The organism is Streptomyces sp. NPDC017202 (assembly GCF_044331705.1).
Classification (GTDB): domain Bacteria; phylum Actinomycetota; class Actinomycetes; order Streptomycetales; family Streptomycetaceae; genus Streptomyces.
On the sequence record NZ_JBIRNP010000002.1, the window covers coordinates 467035 to 479807 of the forward strand.

General features: G+C 72.1%; 12 protein-coding genes and 3 pseudogenes. 5 read left to right on the forward strand and 10 right to left on the reverse strand.

From position 1 onward, the window contains the following. Positions 1 to 33 precede the first annotated feature (33 nt). The 3 genes from ACH4N1_RS06300 to ACH4N1_RS06310 form a co-directional block, all read right to left on the reverse strand. Complete coding sequence (locus tag ACH4N1_RS06300; RefSeq protein WP_398094883.1) at positions 34 to 489, reverse strand: tellurite resistance TerB family protein; 456 nt, start codon at positions 487 to 489, stop codon at positions 34 to 36. Between the two features lie 126 nt (positions 490 to 615). Further along, a complete protein-coding gene (locus tag ACH4N1_RS06305) occupies positions 616 to 1650 on the reverse strand; it encodes a sporulation protein (RefSeq protein WP_398094884.1) in 1035 nt (344 codons plus the stop codon). Positions 1651 to 1767: 117 nt separating this feature from the next. Then, on the reverse strand, positions 1768 to 1986 hold the full coding sequence (locus tag ACH4N1_RS06310; RefSeq protein ID WP_398094885.1) for a hypothetical protein: 219 nt from the start codon (positions 1984 to 1986) through the stop codon (positions 1768 to 1770). Positions 1987 to 2391: 405 nt separating this feature from the next. Here ACH4N1_RS06310 and ACH4N1_RS06315 point away from each other — a divergent pair, with 405 nt between their 5' ends. Both ACH4N1_RS06315 and ACH4N1_RS06320 read left to right on the forward strand, forming a co-directional pair. Beyond that, positions 2392 to 3729, forward strand: a complete 1338-nt coding sequence (locus ACH4N1_RS06315) for a hemolysin family protein (protein WP_398094886.1) — start codon at positions 2392 to 2394, stop codon at positions 3727 to 3729. Further along, positions 3726 to 4745 carry a hemolysin family protein gene (locus ACH4N1_RS06320; RefSeq protein ID WP_398094888.1) on the forward strand — a complete coding sequence of 340 codons (1020 nt, stop codon included), beginning with the start codon at positions 3726 to 3728 and terminating at the stop codon, positions 4743 to 4745. The genes ACH4N1_RS06315 and ACH4N1_RS06320 overlap by 4 nt, the downstream gene beginning before the upstream one ends. 189 nt (positions 4746 to 4934) lie before the next feature. On the opposite strand, the gene ACH4N1_RS06325 is transcribed toward ACH4N1_RS06320, so the two are convergent. Further along, complete coding sequence (locus tag ACH4N1_RS06325) at positions 4935 to 6809, reverse strand: transglycosylase domain-containing protein (RefSeq protein WP_398094890.1); 1875 nt, start codon at positions 6807 to 6809, stop codon at positions 4935 to 4937. Next, positions 6806 to 7870, reverse strand: coding sequence for a sigma factor-like helix-turn-helix DNA-binding protein (locus ACH4N1_RS06330; RefSeq protein WP_398094892.1), 1065 nt, complete (start codon positions 7868 to 7870; stop codon positions 6806 to 6808). Before ACH4N1_RS06330 ends, ACH4N1_RS06325 begins: the two co-directional genes overlap by 4 nt. Before the next feature lie 257 nt (positions 7871 to 8127). Here ACH4N1_RS06330 and ACH4N1_RS06335 point away from each other — a divergent pair, with 257 nt between their 5' ends. Together ACH4N1_RS06335 and ACH4N1_RS06340 are read left to right on the forward strand one after the other, a co-directional pair. Next, positions 8128 to 8664: a SigE family RNA polymerase sigma factor gene (locus ACH4N1_RS06335; RefSeq protein ID WP_398094893.1), complete on the forward strand. Its 537-nt coding sequence runs from the start codon at positions 8128 to 8130 to the stop codon at positions 8662 to 8664. After that, complete coding sequence (locus ACH4N1_RS06340; RefSeq protein ID WP_398094895.1) at positions 8654 to 9394, forward strand: hypothetical protein; 741 nt, start codon at positions 8654 to 8656, stop codon at positions 9392 to 9394. The genes ACH4N1_RS06335 and ACH4N1_RS06340 overlap by 11 nt, the downstream gene beginning before the upstream one ends. A gap of 62 nt (positions 9395 to 9456) precedes the next feature. Here ACH4N1_RS06340 and ACH4N1_RS06345 read toward each other — a convergent pair whose 3' ends face one another. Continuing rightward, positions 9457 to 9843, reverse strand: a complete 387-nt coding sequence (locus tag ACH4N1_RS06345) for an endo-1,4-beta-xylanase (protein WP_398094897.1) — start codon at positions 9841 to 9843, stop codon at positions 9457 to 9459. Here ACH4N1_RS06345 and ACH4N1_RS06350 point away from each other — a divergent pair. Further along, positions 9834 to 9968: pseudogene (locus tag ACH4N1_RS06350) on the forward strand (SDR family oxidoreductase); the annotation flags it as partial. The gene ACH4N1_RS06345 and the pseudogene ACH4N1_RS06350 overlap by 10 nt on opposite strands. Before the next feature lie 78 nt (positions 9969 to 10046). Here the strand turns inward: ACH4N1_RS06350 and ACH4N1_RS06355 are convergent. From ACH4N1_RS06355 to ACH4N1_RS06370, 4 genes and pseudogenes are all read right to left on the reverse strand, one after another. Beyond that, positions 10047 to 10307, reverse strand: a pseudogene (locus ACH4N1_RS06355) (IS3 family transposase); the annotation flags it as partial. A 35-nt stretch (positions 10308 to 10342) separates the two neighbouring features. Next, positions 10343 to 10972, reverse strand: a complete 630-nt coding sequence (locus ACH4N1_RS06360) for a hypothetical protein (RefSeq protein ID WP_398094898.1) — start codon at positions 10970 to 10972, stop codon at positions 10343 to 10345. Between the two features lie 157 nt (positions 10973 to 11129). After that, positions 11130 to 11483, reverse strand: coding sequence for a replication initiator (locus ACH4N1_RS06365; protein ID WP_398094899.1), 354 nt, complete (start codon positions 11481 to 11483; stop codon positions 11130 to 11132). Between the two features lie 459 nt (positions 11484 to 11942). Continuing rightward, positions 11943 to 12773 (reverse strand): annotated as a pseudogene (locus ACH4N1_RS06370) (hypothetical protein); the annotation flags it as partial.

The following is a 12773-nucleotide window of genomic DNA, read 5'->3' on the forward strand; positions in this document are numbered from 1 at the left end:
CCGCGGGCCCGGCCGGGTGGGTCGGAGACCGGATCAGAGGTCGAACTCGTGGGGCGGCAGGCCGAGGGCGTAGCACGCCTCGCGGACCACGGCCTGCTCGTCCTTGTCGAAGTCGCCGTCGGCGCCGCCGATGACGATGCCGATCTGGATGACGGCCCGTGCTTCGACGGGCTTCTTCCTGGCCTTGGCGACCTCCTGCAGGACGCTCACCTTGCCGAAGTCGAAGTCGGCGGTGAGCCGGTCGAGGTTCGCCTCGAAGCGGCGGCGCAGGTCGTCGGCGTCGAAGTTCTGCAACACCTCGTCGGTGGCGACGAGCTGGGCCACCCGCCGCCGCTCGGACGGGTCGACGGTGCCGTCGGCGGCGGCGACGAGCGCGCAGACCGCCATGCTCGCGTCGCGGAAGGCGCCGCTCCTCAGGTCGTTCTTCTTCGCCACGAGCTGGGTCTGCATCGTCGACGCGGATTCCTTGAGGCGGTCCCACAGGGCCATGAGAACTCCGTACGGGTCGGGAGGATGCCCGGACCGGATGCCGGACAGCGTTTCTTCTACATTACTGTAGAAGTTACTGGCGAGGGGCGGCGAGCCGCGTCCGTCCGCCCCCCTGCCGGGCCGCTGTCAGCCCTCGTCCCCTTCGTCCCCCTCGTCGTCCCCGTCGCCCTCGAAGAAGTCCCCCACCTCGTCGACGACCTCGGCCGCGACCATGCCGCCGACGACGCCGACCGCGAGCCCGGCGGCGCCCGCCGCGACGACGGTGCCCATGCCGGGGCCGGAACGGTGGTGGCCGGCGTGGTGGTCGCCGTGCCCGTGGTGTCCGTCGTGCCCGTGCCCCGCGTACGGGTCACCGTGACCGTGTGCGTCGTACGCGCCCTGGGACCCGTGCGGCGCCCGGTGCTCGACCAACCGGCGGATCCAGCCGTCGACTTCCGTGTTCCAGTCGCGGGAGTCGTGATGGCCGACGGTGAAACGGGTCAGCGCGTCGCCGCCGCCGGAGAGGAGGCCGCCGCGCCTGTCGGCCTCCAGGACGACCTCGACACCGCCCGGGTGGGCCAGGAAGGTCACCTCGATCTCGTTGACCCGGTGCGCGTACTGCGGCGCCGGGGTCAGCTCGATCTCCTGGTAGAAGGGCAGTTGCTGACCGGTGCCGCCGATGCGCCCGTACTCGAGGTCCGCGGACCTGAAGCCGAAGCCCAACTGGCCGAGCGCTTCCAGGATCGCCTCCTGCACGGGCAGCGGGGCGACGTCCAGCCGGTCCAGGTCGCCCTTGTCTTTCGCGCCGGCCACCGCCAGCTCGGTGCGCACACCGAGGACGATGCCCAGGCCCTGCCCGTACAGCTCGGTGACGGGTGTCTCCCACGGCAGCGTCACCGTGAACGGGACACTGTGCCGCCGGCCCGCGCCGAGCCGGAAACCGCCGCCGACGGTGAACCGGTCGAAGGCGACGACGCCCTCGCTCTCGCCCTCGTCGTGCTCGGCCTCGACCCGGGCCACGAGCTCCAGGGTGATGTGCTCGATGTCGAAGTCGGCGTCCCCGCCATCGAGATGGACCTGGCCGGTCAGCGTGCCGCCGGGGCGGGCGGCTCCCGGGTCGAGGACCGTGTCGACGGTGGGTCCGCCCACACCGAGTGAGCCGAGCAGTCGTTTGAACACCATGGTGGCGTCCACTCCTTGTGCGTGCGTGCGTGCGTGCGTGTGTGCGTGTGTTTCGTGCGGGTGCGGTGCCGCGCGCCGGGGGTGGGCGCACGGCACCGCGGCTGTGCGCGGGGCGGGTTACTCGGCCGCGGCCAGCGCGGCGAGGGCCTGCGCCCAGCGGACGTACTTCAGCTCGGCCAGGTCGGCCACGGTCTCGACCCCGAACGCCTCCTGGAGCAGCTCGCCGTCACGGTCGGAGACGCCCTTGAGCGCCCCCACCGGAGCGGCCAGGATCTCGGGCAGGCTCTTGTCCGCCCACGCCTTGTCGAGCACCTTGTCCAGGTCGATCGAAGCCATGAGTGTCCTCTTCCGCGTGCGTGAGGTCCGGCCCTGTCGCGGACCTTCTACAGACGCGTAGAATCATAGGGCTGCCGCAGGTGAGGAAAGGCGCGGTCGGTGCCGGGCCACCGGGAAAGGCCGAAAACCGGTGCTCGCACCGCTCCGCCGCCGACGGTTTCCGCCGGTGGCCGCGGGCCGCCCGGAGGCGGCACGGGACGCCCGGACGCCGGTGCCGGAAGGCCCGCCCGGCGCGGTGTCCGGACGCGCTCCGGGAACACGGTTTCGGCCAGGATCGTTGTCCGGACGTACGCCCAGACGAAGGAGTCGTCAGTTGTCCGCCAGATCGACGGACCCCCCGGGGCACAGTCCCCGACCGTCCCGCCAGGCATCCCCTGAGCACGGCACGCGGTGGGACGGTGTTTCATGAGTGCCGCGAGCGCCCTCCCGGGCCTGCTGGCCGTCTTCGTCCTGACCGCCGGCACGGGCTACTTCGTCGCCCAGGAATTCGCCTACGTCTCCGCCGACCGCCTCGCCCTGGCCCGTGAGGCCGAGTCCGGGGACCGCAGGGCCGCCCGCGCCCTGAAGGTGCTGGAGCGCCTGTCGTTCATGCTGTCCGGCGCGCAGCTCGGCATCACCGTGACCGGACTGGTCGTCGGCTTCGTCGCCGAGCCGTCGGTGTCCGCGCTGCTCAGGCCCGCGCTGTCGGGTGCGGGCCTCCCCGACGCGGCCGTGGGCGGCATCTCGGTCGTCCTGGCCTTCGTGCTGGCCACGGTCGTGCAGATGGTGCTCGGCGAGCTGGCCCCGAAGAACCTCGCCATCGCCGTGCCGGAGCGGCTCGCGAAGTCGCTGGCCGCCTCCACGCTGGCGTACCTCAGGGTCGTCGGCCCGGTCGTGCACGTCTTCGACGGGGCGGCGAACAGGCTGCTGCGCAAGGCCGGCATCGAACCGGTGGAGGAACTGCACCACGGCGCCACCCTGGAGGAGCTGGGCCACCTGATCGGCGAGTCCCACGAGCAGGGCGCCCTGCCCGAGGACACCGCCACCCTGCTCGACCACGCCCTGGAGTTCTCCGCACGCACGCTGGACGAGGTGATGGTGCCCAGGTCCGGCGCCGTCTTCGTCCGCGAGGACGCCACCGCCCGCGAAGCCGTCGACCTGATCGCCGAGCACGGCCACTCCAACTACCCGGTGCTCGGCGACCACCCCGACGACGTCGGCGGCGTCCTCGGCGTGGCCGAGCTGATGCGCCTGCCGGCCGGCCGCCTCGCGGACACCACGGCCGGCGCCCTCGCCCGCCGGCCGCTGCTGCTGCCGGACACGCTCCCGCTGCCCGACGCCGTGACCCGGATGCGGGAACGGGACGACGAGTTCGCCGTCGTCCTGGACGAGCACGGCGGTGTGGCGGGCATCGTCACGTACGAGGACATCGCCGAGGAACTGGTCGGCGACATCGCCGACGAGTCCGACACCGTCACCGAGATCGCCGTCGCGGACGGCGGCGGCTGGCTGGTGGACGCCGGCCGCCGGCTGGACGAGGTGGCCGGGGCCACCGGCGTCCGGCTGCCCGAGGAGGAGGACTACGACACCGTGGCCGGCCTGATCGTCGACCGGCTGGGCCGCTTCCCGGCCGTCGGGGACCGGCTCACCGTCGAGCTGTCGCAGGGCGGCACCGCGGTGATCGACGTACGCACCCTCGACCGGCACGTGCCCGGGCGCGTGCGGATCGAGCGACCGGTCCGGGAGACGGAGGAGCAGGCGTGAGTTTCCCGACGGCGCTCCTCGTCACCGTCCTGCTGCTGATCGGCAGCGGATTCTTCGTGGCCGCCGAGTTCGCGCTGGTCGCCGCCAAGCGCCACCGCATGGAGAAGGCCGCCGCCGAGGGCAGGACGGGCGCGAAGGCGGCCCTGGCCGGCATGCGCGAACTCTCGCTGATGCTCGCCGGCGCCCAGCTCGGCATCACCGTGTGCACGCTGGGCCTGGGCTCGGTGTCCAAGCCCGCGATCTCCCACGAACTCGACCCGCTGCTGCGCGAGCTGGGCCTGCCCGGCGCGCTGAGCTACGGGATCGCGTTCGCCGTCGCGATGACCGTGGTGGTGTTCCTGCACATGGTGGTCGGCGAGATGGCCCCCAAGTCCTGGGCCATCGCCCACCCCGAGCGCTCGGCGATGCTGCTCTCGCCGCCCTTCCGGGCCCTGGTGAAGGCCGTACGCCCGCTGATCCGGGGGCTCGACGCGATCAGCAACGCCCTGGTACGGCTGTGCCGGGTCGGCCCGCGCGACGCACTGGCCTCCGCCCACGACCGGGAGCAGCTCACCCGCCTGGTGGCGGAGTCCGAGCGGCTCGGCCTGATCAGCGGGACGGACTCGGAACTGCTGACCCGTTCCCTGACCGAGCCGCAGACACCGGTGCGGGAACTGCGGGTGCCGGCCGACGGGATCACCTCGGTCGACGGCGGCGCCGGGCTCGACGAGATCCTGCGCCTGGCCGCGGACCGTGGCCGCACCCGGCTCCTGGTCCGCGAGCACGACACCGTCCTCGGCTCGGTGCACGCCCGTGACGCCGTGGTGGCCCGCGCCCGGGGACGGACGACCAGCGCCCGTGCCCTGGCCCGACCGGTGCCCGAGCTGACCGAGGACGCCACCGTCGCCGACGCGATCGACCTCCTGCGCCGACGCCGCGCCTCGCTCGCCGTGGTCCGCGACGCCTCCGGCCGGCTCACCGGCATGGTGAGCCTGGACGACCTGCTGGCACGCTTCCTGCGACCACGGGCGGCGTGACGGCCGACCCCGACCGCGAGCGCCCCGGCGGCCCGGGGCGCTCGCGCACGGGGAGCAGGACGAGCCCTTGCGGCGGGTGCCTGCGTCGGGCCCTTCCGGCGGGCTCCTGCGGCGGGTCCTTCCGGCGCACCCGCCCGCCGGTCACCCCGGCCGGCGGTCACCCCGGCCGCCGGTCATCCAGCCCGCCGGTCACCCCGGCTGGCGTACAGGGGAGGACCGAGCCGCTCCCCCGGCACCGTCTTTGCCGGCGCCCCCCTCCCCGTCCTCCCCCGCGGCACCCTTCCGCCCGCCCTGCGTGGCGGCCGCCCAGAGCCCCGCCGCCACCCGCTGGGCGAACGCGGTCGGCGACGGCTCGTTCGGCAGCTGCGCGGGCACCGTCGTGCCCTTCCTGCCGCCCGCCCGGTCGGCGAACAGCGCGACCGTCAGGGCGAGCCGGCCGTCGTACCCGGTGGTCCACACGGTCCGCCGGGTGATCCCGCCGCCCGCCCCGCCGGTGGTGAACGCCTTCGCCCCCGCCGACCCGACGGCGACGGGCACCGGCCCGGCCCCCGACCGCGCGTCCGCCTCCCGCGCCGCCCTCTCGTCCAGCACGCGCCGCACCTCGGGACGCGCCCGGTAGACGGTGCGGCCCTCCCGCGTGATGCGCGCGACGGTGTACGGGGTGGCGTACCTGCCGTCCGCCGCCACCGCCGCGTACGCCGACGCCAGGGCCAGCGGAGTCGGCGCCGCCGTCCTCAGCAGTTTGCCCAGCGGCTCGTCCGCCCGCCTCAGCCCGCTGAACGGCTCGAAGGCCGTCCCCGCCTCGACCGCCCCGCTCACCGCGTCGTTGAACGGCTGCCGCGCGTAGTCCGAGCCCCCGTACAGCAGCCGTACCGCACCGTCGCCGGGCACCATCCCCACGACGGCCGTGTGCACCCGGACGCCCTTGCCCCCGGGATGCTCCTCGACCAGTTGCGTGGCGCGGTCCTGCGCCGCCAGGTCGAAGGTGGTCGTCACGCTGTAACCGCCGCTCGCGAGCTGGTCCTCGGCGATGCCGAGCCGGTCGGCCGCCTCCCTGGCGGCGACGTCGATCAGATACTGCCGCTGCCCCTCGGTCTCGCCCGGCGGATAGAACCGGAACGCCGGGAAACGCGCCGCGGCCCGCTGCCCGTCCGTGATGCTTCCGCCCGCCACCATCGCGTCGAGCACCCACTCCCAGCGGTTCTCCAGCGTCGCGGTCACCTCCGGATCGGAGCCCGCCTTCTCGTAGTACGAGGGGATGTTGACGATGGACGCCAGCGCGGCGCCCTGGGCGACCGTCAGGTTCTTCGCGTCCACGCCGAAGTAGTTGCGCGCGGCGGACTGGATGCCGGCGGCGCCCCGCCCGAAGTACACGGTGTTGAGGTAGCCCTCGAGGATCTCGTCCTTGGTGCGGGTGCGGTCCAGTTTGATCGCGATGAGTGCTTCGCGGGCCTTGCGGGACAGCGATCGCTCCGGGCTCAGCAGCGCGTTCTTCACGTACTGCTGGGTGATGGTGGAGCCGCCCTGCGGGTCGCCGCCCGTCAGCGTCGCCAGCGTGGCCCGCGCGAGGGCCCGCGGCGAGATCCCGCTGTCCGTACGGAAGGAGCGGTTCTCCGCGGCGATCACCGCTTCCTGCACGTGCCGGGGGACCGCGGACAGCGGGACGTCCTGCCGGTCGACCGGTCCGCGCCGTCCCAGGTAGGCGCCGCCCGCGTCGAGGAACACGGTGCTCTGGGTGACGGTCTCGGGGTGCGGCTCCGGAACGGTCGTCAGGTGGTACGCCACGACGGCCGCCGCACACAGCGACGCGACCAGCGTGAGGAGTATGTGGCACAGCCGCCGGAGCCGTCGGCCCCGGGTGCGCCGGTACCGGATCCGGAGCGGCGTGCGCTCCGCGCGCCGCAGCACCGACCGCCTCCCCTTCCCCGGCCGCTTCCCCTTCCCCGGCCGCCGTGCCGCTCGCGCCGCTCCGGCTGTTTCCGCCGTTCCGCCGGTTCCGCCGGTTCCGCTCCTTCCGCCCGCTCGTGCCGTTCCCGGCCCGGTCGTCCCGCCGCCGCCGTTCATATCCGCCGCCAGGTGCTGTCCGACCGTGCGGCGACCTTGCCCGAGGCGTCGTACACCGTGACGATCCGCTCGTCCCCTCCCGCGTCGAAGAGCATCCGCACGTTCTTCTCGGGCAGCGGCGCGCTCGCGTACCAGATGCCCCAGCCCGGGTTTCCCGCCAGGACCAGGACCTTCGCGGTGGTCCTGCCGCCGCCGGCGCTCACCTCGACACGGCCCGGCTCGCCGTGCAGACCGTGGAAGAGGCCCGACAGGAAGAACCCGTCGGGCACGCTGTCCACCCGCACGGAGACGCCCGCTCCGTCGCCCGGGCGGTCGCTGTTGTCCCCCGGGAGGTCCGTGGGCACCGACCAGTGCCCGCCGTCGGCCGTCAGCCACACCCGTACCCCTCTCCCGACGGTCACCCGCTCACCCGGCGCCACGACCCGGACCGGGCTCGTCGCCGAACCGGCACCGTCCCCCGCCCGGACGCCGGACGCCCCGCCCCGCGCCCCGCCGGCCCCGACACGGTCGGCCGCGAGCAGGGCCACGGGCACGAGCAGCGCCGCGCAGGCGGCCGACGCCACGGCGCGGCGCCGGCGCCGCAGGGCGCGGCCCCCGGCCCGGAGCCCGGCCAGCGGCACCTCGGACGGGACGACGTCCCGGGCGGCACGGGCGTACGTCTCGCGCAGCCGCCCGGGGTCGCCGCCGGCCGCTTTCAGACCGTGCCGGAAACGGGCGCGCACCGCGCCCGCCGAGCAGCCCAGCAACTGGGCGATCTCCGCGTCCGCCAGCCCTTCCCAGATCCGCAGCACCATCACGGCCCGCCGCCGCGCGGCCCGCCGCCCGCGCAGCCGGCGCAGGTGGCCCCGCACCAGACAGCGCCGCACGTGGAAGTCCCTGTCGTCGCGCGGGACGCGTCGCCACCGCGCGCACATCCGCACCAGGGTTCTCCGCACCAGTTCCTCCGCCGCACCGGGGTCGTCGGTGAGCAGGCGCGCGGTCACGGTCAGCCGGGGCCAGTGCGTCCGGGCGTACGCGGCGAAGTCGTGGCCGGCGGGGGGCACATCGCGGGTGGGTGGCACGGGGAGGTCCTTAGGTTCGGGAACTCGGTCGTGGCCGGACGTGCGGGCGTCCGTCCTGGTCAGGCAACTGCTTTTTCGTGCGGGTAGGTTGGGCAGCCGACGAGCCGTCACCGTCGGGGAGAGGGAGCCCGGAACCGCTGCGCGCCGTCTTCCCGGTGGGGTGCGCCTCGCTCGGTGCGACCTACGCGACCACGGGACCTGTACGCACGGCGGAGGCGGCCGGGTTGCAAGAAAAGGACGAAGATTCCGGTGAGGGCATGACCGAGGACGAGTTCGACGCCTTCTACGCGACCGCGTTCCCCCGGCTGACCGGACAGCTCTACGCCTTCACCGGAGACCACGGCGAGGCCCAGGACGTCGTCCAGGAAGCGTTCGTACGGGCCTGGGCCCGGCGGCAGCGGTTCCTCGCCGACAGCGCTCCCGAGGCGTGGATCCGCACGGTGGCCATGCGGCTGGCGGTGAGCCGCTGGCGGCGCTCGAAGCGCTGGCTGGAGCTGGTGCGGCGCACTCCGCCGCCCGACTCCACCCCGGGGCCGAACCCCGAGAACGCCGCGCTCGTGGCGGCCCTGCGCGAACTGCCCGAGGCCCAGCGGATGGCGATCGTCCTGCACCATCTGTGTGACCTGAGCGTGGAGCAGGTAGCCTCCGAGACCCGTGCGCCCGTGGGGACGGTCAAGGCGAGGCTGTCCCGGGGACGGGCGGAGCTGGCGAAGCGTCTCGCGGCGGACGAGGCCGACGGGCGGGCCGACGAGGCCGGCGCCCCGGTCAGGAAGGAGAGCGGCCGTGGCCGATGAACTTTCCGCCGCGCTGCGCGAGTTGGCCGCGGAGCACGCGACCGCTCCGGTCGTCGGCGGCCCCGCGACACGGGCCCGGGCGATGCGCCGCGTACGCCGCCGCCGGGCCGCCGCGACCCTCGGCGCGGGAACCGCGGCCCTCGCGCTGCTGGGCCTCGCGCTGGGCCTGCACCTGGACGGGGACCGCGACGACCCGGACCGACGCGGTCCCGCGGCCGTGGCCCCGTCCCGTTCCGTCCCGCCGTCCACGGCCGTCCCGACGCCCGTCGGGAGCACGCTCGACCTGTACGGGCGCACCCTCACGTTCGGCGGCCGGGCGATGCGGATCCTCTCGGCATCCGAGGCCCTGTTCCGGGCCACGGGCCCGATGACGGTGGTCGCGAAGGAGGACCCGAAGGAGATGCCCCTCAACGTGCCCCGTGAAGGCCCGACCATAGCCCCCACCACGGTGAGCGTCCGGTACGTGGTCGAACTGCGCGACGGGGAGGGCCTGCCGCACTACGTCGGCCTCTCCTCCCCGCAGCTCGAGGATCTCAGCGACGACGACACCGAAGACGGCTGGATCGGCCTCGGCACGGAGGACGCCGAGTGGTTCCACACGCGGGTCCGCCTGGGCGACACCTTGCCGGTGACGACCGCGCCGACGTCGACGGCCACGCCCTCGGCCGCCGTTCAGGCACCCGGCGCCACGGCATCGCCCCGCGCCACCGGTGCCCGCGAGGAACGCTGAGGCCCGGCCCGGCCCGGCCCGACTCGCCGTGGTCGGGCCGGGCCGGGCCGGATCACGTCGGGTCAGGACGAAGCCGTCGTGGCGGCGCCGCCGAACGTCCACTTCTGGTTGCCGGCGTTCCCGCACGCGTACAGCTGGATCTTCGTGCCGTTGGCGGTGCCCCCGCCGACCGCGTCCAGGCACCGCCCGGAACCGACCCCCTTGATCTCACCGGTGCCCGTTCCGGGCGGGGTCGTCGGCGGTGTGGTGGGGGGCGGTGTGGTGGGAGGCGTCGTCGGGGAAGCGGCGTTCAGGGTGTTGAGCACGGAGGTGTACGCCGCCTTGCTGTTGCCGTTGTTGTCGAACAGCAGGGGGTTCTCGCCGGTGCGCCAGGAGTCGCTGTCGCGGATGCCCCGGACGGTGATGCCGGTGCAGCGGCGACGAGGCCGCGGAGCGGTCCGCGGCCGCACTCTCCGCTCTCGGCCGGGTGGGCCGCCCCGAGGACGTCGCCGAGGTCGTCGCCTTCCTCGCCTGCGACGACGCCCGATGGGTGACCGGGCAGGTCATCGACGCCACCGGCGGTTCCCGGCTCTGACCCGACAGCGGGCGGTACGGACCCGGCAGCGGGCACACGCGCGCGTGGCCGCGTGCACGCGTGTTCCGGACCGCCGCGGATCCGGAGTTCTTTGCGGGTGGCCCAGACCCGGCGGTCGGGGACGTTCTTCTGCAGCAGGCTGAAGAAGGACTCCACGACCGCGTTGCCGCCGGCAGCTGCGACCCTCCCTGTCGATCCGGCCATCCGGTGACGGTCGAGCGCCCGGACGAACTTCCGGGAGCGGAAATGCGATCCGCGATCACTGTGCAGAATGCACCCGTCGACGTCTCCACGCCGGGCCACGGCGTTGTCCAGGGCGGCCATGGCCAGGCTGCCTTCCGGCAGACCGCCTCTGCTCGTTGCGAGCTGCCGGATCAGAGAAGCGCACCGTCGGTGATCTGAGTGGCTATGCCGTTCTTGACTACGACCTGGGCTTCCACACCCTTCTTGGCGGCCTTCTCCAGGTCGGCCTCCTCGCAGGGGGCGTCCACCTTCGAGCCGGCGGTGCCGCAGATCTGGCCCCCGCCCAGGATCACGGTGTCCTCGGCGAGGAAGAAGGCCTGCTGCTCACCGCCGGAGCCCTGGGCCGCAGGACCGTCGACCAGGTACTTGCCGGGCGCCATGTACCGCACGATGCCGTACCAGGTGCCGCTGACGCCCTTGCCCTTGTCGAGGCCCTCCACGACGGTCTCGCCGGAGTCGGACGTGCTCCCGGAGCCGGACGTGCCGCCGCCGGACGTGCTCCCGGAACCGGACGTACTGCCACTGCCGGACGTCTTCCCGGAACCGGACGTGCCGCCGTCGGACGTGTTCTCGGAACCGGAGGGGGAGGCGGAGGCACCGCTGACACCTGTGGCGCCGGCCTTGCTCGCCGCCGCAGCCGCGTCGGCCTTGCCGGAGGAGCTGTCGGCGGCGTCGTCGCTCTGGTTGCACGCCGTCATCAGCAGGGTGCCGCCCAGGAGTGCGGCCGAGACGAGGAAGGCCTTGCGGCGGTTGCGGATCATTGGTCAATTCCCTCTGCTGGTCGATTTGTTGGGGCTGAGGTGCGGGCGTTCCTCGGCACGTGCTTGATCAGTATGAGGGGACCAGGACCCGAGCGGTTGCCTCGGTCCTTGATCCAGGACGACGCCGTCACGGTCCCGTGACATGACCAACTCGATTTCACCGAGACGGGGTTGATACTCCTCGCCATGCGCCATGCGCCGGGGCATCGAGGGTGTTCTTGGTGGCGTACTTGGCCACGTATCCGGCGACCTTGGCGTCCGTGAGTTCGCCGTCGCCCGGGGCGGAGATCCGATCCACCTTGGAGAGGTCGCCCCGCCGTATGACGCGTTCGCCGACCGAGTCCGACTCGAGCGTGAGCCGGGCACGCTCGACCGCCGGGCCGACGATGACGCGGAGGGCGTCGAAGGAGGCCCAGGCCGGGGACAAGGTGGTGTGGCCGCCGGGACCGTCGAAGCGGACGACCGCGTGGAAGTGGACCAGGCCGCGTTGCCGGTACTCGGCGTACGCCACGACGAGAAGCCCACGGGCAGCTGATCGCGTCCTTGTGGTGCGGATGTGGTGCGCGTCCCGCCCACCGGTCTGGACAACAAAGAACCCCCGGGCCGATGACCTGGGGGTTTCTGCTGGAGCGGGTGACGAGAATCGAACTCGCGCTCTCAGCTTGGGAAGCTGAGGTGATCTAGAGCCTGTGCCTGGCTGACCTGCGTCGGAATGGTGTCGACGCCTGACGGCGGCTCCCTCGACTCCCCGGTGTTCCCCGCAGTTCCCCGCACCATCTGGCACGCGTCTGGCACGACTCGTCACTCCAAACTCTCGGTGCAAGGCCAATGAGATTTGCTGAGGGGGTTGTTGCGACTGGCCCGCGTGCTGGGTCGGGTGGCGCTGAGGGCTGGCCACCCTCGGTGACAGACCGTCTCATCTGTCGATCACCTGATCCAAGTCCCTCGTCGCCGAGTAGGAGTCAGGAATCTATTTGTTGGATGACTGCGCGATAGCGTGAACAACGTACGGCCGCTTATACATATCGCGAAGGGTCGACTCAAGTACTTCATGGACCCCGGATGAGTGATAGTTACTCACGGTGGACTGGCTGACGAATTCAAGGTGTAGCGAACTATCATCAAAGTGTACGACTTTAGCGTTCTGGCTTAGGAGGATCCAGGCGAAGCGTCTCCTTACCCTAATTTCCTCCAACACTTCCGGCCAGCGGTGGGCATTCGATAGCGCCAAAGCAGGGTCGAATCTAGCTACGGTCGGCCAGGCGCCGGGCCTGCGCACTTCGTCAAGCTTTCCGGATTGCGCGGACTCCGTTCCAGTAACACCGAGCGACATGACGGAATTCGCGGAATTCTCCGTCGTGATGGGCCACTGACCTGGCCGGTGATTTTTCTGCGCGACCATCGGAGCAGGATTATTTGATTTCCGCTCGACCGTATCAATCACCCAAGGAAATTTGTACACTTCCCGCACTACATATTCAAGCGCCTCATTCAAATTCGCTGCATGAAAAGTGTCCAAACTTCTTTTGCTTGCAAATTCTAGAGACAGGCGTTCACCGTCAAAATCTGCTACTTTGGCGTTTTGGTCTACTATGATCCAGGCGAACCGTCGGCGCTCCTTCAATGCTTCTAGAATATTCGGCCAAAATTCTCTAACTGCCTTAAGGCTTTGAGGTACTTCCTTCTGGGCCGGGCGTCGTACTGTTGGCCAGGCGCCGGGAGGTGCGGGTGTTGGTGTGGCCTTCTTGTCTCCGCTTGTCGGTACATTGTCGGCGGGCGCCTTTGGCCACGCACCTGGCCG

What these genes read in the sequence shown, in the direction of transcription:
- ACH4N1_RS06325 (WP_398094890.1), bottom strand. Translation starts at nt 6,809, where the DNA reads ATGAACGGCGGCGGCGGGACGACCGGGCCGGGAACGGCACGAGCGGGC.
- ACH4N1_RS06335 (WP_398094893.1), top strand. Translation starts at nt 8,128, where the DNA reads ATGACCGAGGACGAGTTCGACGCCTTCTACGCGACCGCGTTCCCCCGG.
- ACH4N1_RS06315 (WP_398094886.1), top strand. Translation starts at nt 2,392, where the DNA reads ATGAGTGCCGCGAGCGCCCTCCCGGGCCTGCTGGCCGTCTTCGTCCTG.
- ACH4N1_RS06300 (WP_398094883.1), bottom strand. Translation starts at nt 489, where the DNA reads ATGGCCCTGTGGGACCGCCTCAAGGAATCCGCGTCGACGATGCAGACC.
- ACH4N1_RS06360 (WP_398094898.1), bottom strand. Translation starts at nt 10,972, where the DNA reads ATGATCCGCAACCGCCGCAAGGCCTTCCTCGTCTCGGCCGCACTCCTG.
- ACH4N1_RS06310 (WP_398094885.1), bottom strand. Translation starts at nt 1,986, where the DNA reads ATGGCTTCGATCGACCTGGACAAGGTGCTCGACAAGGCGTGGGCGGAC.
- ACH4N1_RS06305 (WP_398094884.1), bottom strand. Translation starts at nt 1,650, where the DNA reads ATGGTGTTCAAACGACTGCTCGGCTCACTCGGTGTGGGCGGACCCACC.